The following is a 7,014-nucleotide window of genomic DNA, read 5'->3' on the forward strand; positions in this document are numbered from 1 at the left end:
CGCGCCGGCCGGCCGGCCGCAGCGCTTCCCCAGCCGCATCGATATCCGCCGGAATGCAACGAGCCAGCCCGCAGATCTTTGGACCCTCGATCTGCTCGGCGATCTCCCGAACCGAGGAGAAATCGCCTTGGCTGATCACCGGAAATCCCGCCTCGATCACGTCGACACCCAGTCGCGCCAGCTGGCGGGCTACTTCGAGCTTCTGGCGAGGCGTCATGCTCGCCCCGGGGCACTGCTCTCCATCCCGTAACGTGGTATCGAAGACGACGACTCGATTGGAAGATTTCATCTCACTCCGCCTTCCCTCCACCCCTCTCGTAGGCCGCCTGGACCCCAGAAACATCCCGTTTTTTCAGCCACGGCATCAGCGAGCGCATCCGCGCGCCCACTTGTTCGATCGGGTGATTTGCTCCCTGCTGGAGCAGTTCCTGATAACGCTTCTTTCCGCCCCGAGCCTCCGCGATCCATTCCCGCGCGAAGCTCCCGTCCTGAATGCGGCCTAGGACCTTGCGCATAGTCTGCCGCACATGTTCATCGATGATTTGCGGGCCGACCGTCACATCTCCCCACTTTGCGGTCTCCGAAATCGAAAAACGCATCCCGGAGATCCCCGCTTCCTGCATCAAGTCGACGATCAACTTCATCTCGTGCAGGCATTCAAAATAGGCCATCTCGGGCTGATAGCCGGCTTCCACCAAGGTTTCGAAGCCCGCCTGCACGAGCGCCGTCATCCCTCCGCAGAGCACCGCCTGCTCGCCGAAGAGGTCGGTCTCCGTCTCTTCGCGGAAGGTGGTTTCGATGACGCCGGCGCGCGCCGCCCCGATGCCGGCAGCCCAAGCGAGCGCGTTGGCCAGCGCTTTCCCGGAAGGATTCTGCGCGACGGCGACCAGAGCGGGCACCCCTTTGCCTTGCGTAAACTCCCGCCGCACGATATGGCCGGGTCCCTTCGGAGCAACCATAATCACGTCGACATTCTCCGGAGGGGTGATCGTCCGATAATGCACGGAAAAACCGTGAGCAAAGCCCAGCGTCTGGCCCGGACGGAGCCGGGGGGCGATTTCGGCCGCATAGAGGTCGGGAATCACCAGATCGGGAGCCGCGAGGAAGAGCAGATCGGCTCTTTCCGCCACCTCCGCGCTCCGATGGACGGAGAAACCCAGCTCTTCCGCGACGCGCACCGAGCGACTCCTTTCGGGAAGCCCCACGATCACTTCCACCCCGCTGTCCCGCAGGTTGAGCGCATGAGCATGGCCTTGGGACCCGAACCCGATGACTCCAAACACTCGACCCTGCAACGGGGCGAGACTCGCTTCTTTTTCCGTATAGATCTGAGCAGCCATAAACGTGTTCCGCAGCCTCCCTCTCTTCTTCCTTATCTCGGCAGGGCGATCTTTCCCGTCCGAGAGATATCGAGAATTCCGAAAGCCCTCATCAAGTAGAGGAACTTCTCCACCTTGCCCTCGTCGCCGGTGATTTCAATGGTCAAATCGGCAGGTTCTACATTCACGATCTTCGCGCGAAAGATATCGCAGATCTGCATCAGCTCCGCCCGGGACCGTTCCGTGCTCCTGACCTTCACCAAGATCAACTGCCGATCGATATATTCTCCCTCACGAAAATCCTGCACCGCAATGACGTCCACGAGCTTATTCAACTGCCGGGTGACCTGGTCCAACACCTTGTCATCCCCCTTCACGACAATCGTCATCCGCGAAACTTTCTCGTCGTGGGTCGGCCCGACGTTCAAGGTGTCGATGTTGTACCCTCGACCGCTGAACAGACCCGCGATTCGGGTCAACACCCCGAATCGGTTTGCCACGAGCACCGAAATCGTATGCCGCATTCGTCGTTCCGATTCCTTTTCGGGGAAATTGCCTTGTTCCATAAACAAAAACCCCCGCTCTTTCGGGAGAAAGACGGGGACTCGTTTCCTGACGCTGCTACGAACCGAACCCGCGCCTCCTTAGGAAGCGGCTAGCATTCCTACTATCACCGCAAGCGTGTCCGGTAACATTTTCCCTTGATTTATAGACTTTCTCCTCCATCGGGTCAAACCAAAAGATCCCGTCGGCCTTTTGGCCGATCCCCGCCGGCGAAGCCATTCCGCCGACATCGGCGAAAGAGATCGACCCATTCGGCAACCGACAGCTCCTCCGGACGCCGCGATTCCTCCAAGCAGAAGCGACTCCCCAGCCTTTTGCGCCGCTGCTGAAACGCCTCGCGCACGAAAGAGCAAAAGCTTTCCCGTTCCGCCCGGGTTATGGGTGCCGCCGCCAAAGGCTCCATGCAAACCACTGACGACTCTACTTTCGGAGCGGGATAGAATACGGTCGGAGGCAATCGTTTCCGAATCTCGATGCGAAAACAAGACTGCCCCAGGATAGAAAGGCTGCCGTAGGCCCGCTGCCTCGGGCCCGCCACGAGCCGCTCGGCCACCTCGCGCTGAAGGGTGACGACAATGCGCCGGAACTGCGCCTCCCGGCGAAAGAGGGTGGCCAGAAAGGGTCCGGAAATCGAATAAGGAAGGTTGCCGATCAACACCCGATCGGCTGCCGGCTCGGGCCATTCCGCTCGCAAGACATCTCCTTCACAAAGGCGGAAGCGAGGTTCTTCGGCAAAACGAGCCCGCAGAAGCTCCGCCAATCCCCGATCGATCTCGACCGCCTCAACCTCGGCACCCCGCTCCAGGAGGAGTTTCGTGAGAACTCCCAATCCGGGGCCCACTTCCCACGCACGCCACGGCTTCGAAAGGCCCTGCAAGGCAGCGTCGACGATCCAGCGAGCCAGATTCCGATCGTGAAGAAAGTTCTGCCCGAATCGCCGTCGTGGACGCAACGCCGATCCGGCGAGCAGCTCCCGGATCTCCCGAATGCTCATGGTTCTCTTTGATTTCGATGGCCGGGCACCCTCACTCGCTCTTCCCCAGCTTCTTTCATTTCCCGCAGCAAAGGGCTCCCTCCTCCGAAAACGTTCCTTGCGATTCCCCGATCACTCTGCTAATGGCCCGTCATGGAGCTTTGCACCCACAATCTAGGATATCCCCGGATCGGCCCCAACCGCGAGCTTAAGCGCGCTCTCGAATCCTATTGGAAAGGGGACTCGACTCTAGAGGCTCTCCTGCAAACGGCCGCCGAACTCCGCCGCCAAGCATGGACCCGCCAAAAAGCCGCGGGAATCCGTTGGATTCCTACAGGCGATTTCAGCCTTTACGACCATGTCCTCGACACGGCGGCGCTCGTGGGTGCGGTCCCGAGCCGATTCGGCTCCGTCGGCGAGGAGGTCTCCGTCGATCAGTTTTTTGCGATGGCTCGCGGTCTCCTGGAGCGTGAGCACGAGCACGGCTCCCGAGGCATTCCGCCCATGGAGATGACCAAGTGGTTCGATACCAACTATCATTATATCGTTCCCGAGCTGAAGCCGGCTCAAACCTTTCGTCTTTCCTCCCGGAAACCATTCACCGAGTTTCTTGAGGCACGGCAGTCCGGCTTTCCCGCCAAGCCGGTGCTGCTGGGGCCGATCAGCTTTCTGCGCCTTTCCAAGATGGAAGGCAATGAGGACGCGGCATCCCTCCTTCCCGCACTGCTCCCGGTCTATCAGGAAATCCTCCGAAAGTTCGACGAGCTAGGCTGCGAATGGATCCAAATCGACGAACCTGCGCTCGTGCTCGACCTTTCGCCTTCCTTCCAACACGCTTTGACCGTCGCGTACAGCGGGCTTCGATCCTCGGCTCCCAGGCTCAAGCTTCTTTTGGCCACCTACTTCGGTCCTTTGAGGGACAATCTCGAAACGGTCTTCTCGCTGCCGGTCGACGCGGTGCATTGGGATGCCACGCGCGGGGGTGCCGAGCTCGACAGCGTCCTTGCCGCCGTTCCTACAGGCATGATCCTCTCCCTCGGAATCGTCGACGGACGAAATGTCTGGCGAAACAACTTCTCCGAGTCCCTCCGCTCCATCGAGCAAGCGCTGGCGGTCTTGGGGCGCGATCGCCTCTGGATCGCACCCTCCTGCTCCCTCCTCCATGTCCCGGTGAGCTTGGAAGGGGAAAAGCGCCTCGACCCCGAGTTCCGGAGCTGGCTTGCCTTCGCCTACGAAAAGCTCCACGAAGTGGTGGATTTGGCGCGCCTAGCCGTCCAGGATCCGGCTTCGCTCTCCACCTTGGAGGAAAACCGGCGAATCCAGGATGCCCGACGGCGGAGCGGTCGGGTTCACGATCCGGCTGTCGCACGGCGGGTTGCTGCGGTGGGTCCCCTGGATCTCCAGAGAACGAGCCCCTATCCGACCCGAAAAAAAGCGCAGCGGAGCCGCAATCCGTTGCCTCTCCTTCCAACGACGACGATCGGTTCTTTCCCCCAAACACCCGAGGTGCGGAAGGCTCGAGCGAGGTGGCGCACCGGCGGGCTGACGACGGAGCAATACGACTCCTTCTTGGAAGGGGAGATCCGTCGAGTCATCGCTCTCCAAGAGGATGTAGACCTCGACGTTCTCGTGCATGGAGAATTCGAGCGCAACGACATGGTGGAGTATTTCGGGGAACAGCTCGCCGGCTTCGCCTTCACCGAAGGGGGATGGGTCCAAAGCTACGGCTCCCGCTGCACCAAGCCGCCCATCATCTTCGGGGACGTCTCTCGACCCAAGCCGATGACCGTGCGCTGGTCGCAGTTCGCTCAATCGCTCACGAAAAAGCCGGTGAAAGGGATGTTGACGGGACCGATCACGATTCTGCAATGGAGCTTCGTTCGCGACGACCAGCCCCGATCGGTCACGGCTCGTCAAATTGCCCTCGCCATTCGGGACGAAGTCGCCGATTTGGAAAAAGCCGGATTGTCGGTGATTCAGATCGACGAACCCGCTCTGCGGGAAGGGCTACCGTTGCGGAGAGCCGATTGGCCCGATTATCTCACCTGGTCTGTCGAGGCGTTCCGGCTCAGCTCCAGCATAGCCGCCGATGGCACGGCGATCCACACGCACATGTGCTACTCGGAGTTCAACGATATCATCGATGCGATCGCCGCCCTCGATGCCGACGTGATTTCGATCGAGAGCAGCCGGTCGAACATGGAATTGCTCCGCGCATTCGCCCATTTCCGCTATCCCAACGAGATCGGGCCGGGCGTATGGGATATTCATTCGCCGCGGATCCCTTCCGTGGAAGAAATCGCCGAAAGAATCCGGCGGGCTTTGGCCGTGCTTCCTGCGTCGGCCCTCTGGGTGAACCCCGATTGCGGCCTCAAAACTCGGAATTTGGCGGAAGTCGTCCCCTCCCTCCGTCACATGGTGGAAGCGGCTAAGAGGGTTCGGAAGGAATTGGAGGCGAAAAGAGAGTCAACATCCTGAGTGGAGGTCTTCCTCCCAGGAAATGGAGAAGCCGCGCAATTGGTTGGTAGGTTCTTCCCAGAGCACGTCGACGGAATCGATCCACGGAGCGAGGTGAGTGTCCCTTATGGCATCGAGCAAGCCGGCAATCGCGCTTTGCTCTCCTTCCACGACCAACTCCACTCGGCCGTCCCTCCGATTCCAGATCGCTCCTTCCAGAGGAAAGTGGCGCGCGAGGCGTGCCACCGTTGCTCGGAAGCCGACCCCTTGGACCCTGCCGGAGTAGATGGCGCGCAATCGCTTCTTCATGTCCGGGAAGCGGACGCCGGTAGAAGCCCGTTTCCTTTACGGAGGCCGATGCCCCCCTCACTCTATCGATCTGGGGGCGATCGGACAACATCTCCGAAAGAAGAGGATACCCAACGATGTCCCTCTCGCTAGCCGACGGCGGAAAGTTTCTCATCCTCGGCATCCCCGGCCAGGAGGTAGATTCGACCACTCGTGAGCTCGTGGCGGCCATCCGCCCATCGGGCTTTATTTTCTTCAGCCGGAACCTCCGCTCCCCCGAGCAGTTCCGAGCACTCCTCGACGAGTTGCGCCGACTTCTGCCCTTCCCGCCCTTCTTTGCGATGGATCAAGAGGGAGGACGCGTCTCTCGCTTGCGGCAGATTGGAAACGAGCCCCCTAGCGCTCGGGATTTGTGGGAACGGGGAGATCTGTCCCTTGTGCAGCGCCACGGCACCCTCACCGGCCGACTCTTTCGCCTTTTCGGGCTCAACTGGAACCTTGCGCCCGTTTTGGACCTCGGCGTGGATGAGGAAGCGGACAACTCCCTCCGGAACCGATGCTATGGCCGCAGTCCGGCGGAAGTCTCCCGGTTTGCGGCCGCCTTTTTGGAAGGAATGCGGGCAGAAGGAATTCTTTCCTGCGGGAAGCACTTTCCGGGATACACTTTTGCGCGCGTCGACCCCCACGAAGCGCTCCCCGTCTTGGAACGGACGCGAGCCCAGCTCGAAGCCGAAGAGTGGCAACCCTTCCGCGATCTCCTTCCGGATTGCGACTCGCTCATGATCGGCCATGTGCGCTGCCCGAATCTCGACCCATCCGGCTTGCCCAGCTCTCTCTCCCCTGCGGTCGTGGAAGGGATCTTACGGCAAGAGTGGCGCTATCCCGGCCTTCTCGTGACCGACGATCTCGATATGGGGGCGATCACGACCCTCTACTCGTTGCCGGACGCCGCCGAGCTCGCACTTCGAGCCGGCAACGATCTCCTGCTCGTCTGCCATCGGCCGCAGCTCGGGGTCGAGGCCGCCGAGCGCCTCGCCGGTTTGCCCGATTCCGTGCGTGCGGCAGCCGAAAGGAGGATCGAAATCTATCGGCGGCGCCTCGCCTCCCCGATCCCCTTTTCCCTGGAACGATTCGTCGATCTCGATGCCCGAGTCGGCCGGTTGCGCGCGGACTCTCTCTCACCCGAGAAGGCGAGCCGACCGACGCTCGATCGTGCCAAGCGCTCCGCCGTAGAGACGTTTTGAAGCGAAGCGTACCCCAAAGCAGTTGCCATTCTCCCCGTTCTAGCTCAGTTTTCTCTCCTCTCGAATGTCGACTTCCCGCTGGCTTGGAAAAGAATGGCTTCCTTCGACCGGTTTTCTCTTGGCGGTCGCAGCAGCCCCGAAAGAGCTCCTTCTTTCCCTAGCCTACGAC

The 7,014-nt window shown here is 60.8% G+C and carries 7 protein-coding genes; 2 read left to right on the forward strand and 5 right to left on the reverse strand.

The features are described 5' to 3' along the window. From FN369_RS00320 to rsmA, 4 genes are all read right to left on the reverse strand, one after another. Window positions 1-289: hydroxymethylglutaryl-CoA lyase-like TIM-barrel protein (locus FN369_RS00320; protein WP_512698696.1), on the reverse strand; the 289-nt coding region annotated here is incomplete at its 3' end. 1 nt (window position 290) lies between these two features. Then, window positions 291-1,340 carry a ketol-acid reductoisomerase gene (gene ilvC / locus FN369_RS00325; RefSeq protein WP_142524234.1) on the reverse strand — a complete coding sequence of 350 codons (1,050 nt, stop codon included), beginning with the start codon at window positions 1,338-1,340 and terminating at the stop codon, window positions 291-293. Window positions 1,341-1,372: 32 nt separating this feature from the next. Beyond that, window positions 1,373-1,843: an acetolactate synthase small subunit gene (gene ilvN, locus FN369_RS00330; protein WP_142524239.1), complete on the reverse strand. Its 471-nt coding sequence runs from the start codon at window positions 1,841-1,843 to the stop codon at window positions 1,373-1,375. 206 nt (window positions 1,844-2,049) lie between these two features. Further along, complete coding sequence (rsmA, locus tag FN369_RS00335; protein ID WP_142524235.1) at window positions 2,050-2,877, reverse strand: 16S rRNA (adenine(1518)-N(6)/adenine(1519)-N(6))-dimethyltransferase RsmA; 828 nt, start codon at window positions 2,875-2,877, stop codon at window positions 2,050-2,052. A 132-nt stretch (window positions 2,878-3,009) separates the two neighbouring features. Between rsmA and metE the strand changes: the two genes are divergently transcribed. Continuing rightward, window positions 3,010-5,334 carry a 5-methyltetrahydropteroyltriglutamate--homocysteine S-methyltransferase gene (gene metE, locus FN369_RS00340; protein WP_142524236.1) on the forward strand — a complete coding sequence of 775 codons (2,325 nt, stop codon included), beginning with the start codon at window positions 3,010-3,012 and terminating at the stop codon, window positions 5,332-5,334. Here the strand turns inward: metE and FN369_RS00345 are convergent. Next, window positions 5,323-5,622, reverse strand: a complete 300-nt coding sequence (locus tag FN369_RS00345; RefSeq protein WP_142524237.1) for an acylphosphatase — start codon at window positions 5,620-5,622, stop codon at window positions 5,323-5,325. The two genes, metE and FN369_RS00345, sit on opposite strands and share 12 nt — an antisense overlap. A 116-nt stretch (window positions 5,623-5,738) precedes the next feature. On the opposite strand from FN369_RS00345, the gene FN369_RS00350 reads away from it, so the two are divergent. Beyond that, window positions 5,739-6,845 carry a glycoside hydrolase family 3 N-terminal domain-containing protein gene (locus FN369_RS00350; RefSeq protein WP_142524238.1) on the forward strand — a complete coding sequence of 369 codons (1,107 nt, stop codon included), beginning with the start codon at window positions 5,739-5,741 and terminating at the stop codon, window positions 6,843-6,845. Window positions 6,846-7,014 lie beyond the last annotated feature (169 nt).

It is taken from the genome of Methylacidimicrobium cyclopophantes (assembly GCF_902143385.2).
Lineage (GTDB): Bacteria > Verrucomicrobiota > Verrucomicrobiia > Methylacidiphilales > Methylacidiphilaceae > Methylacidimicrobium > Methylacidimicrobium cyclopophantes.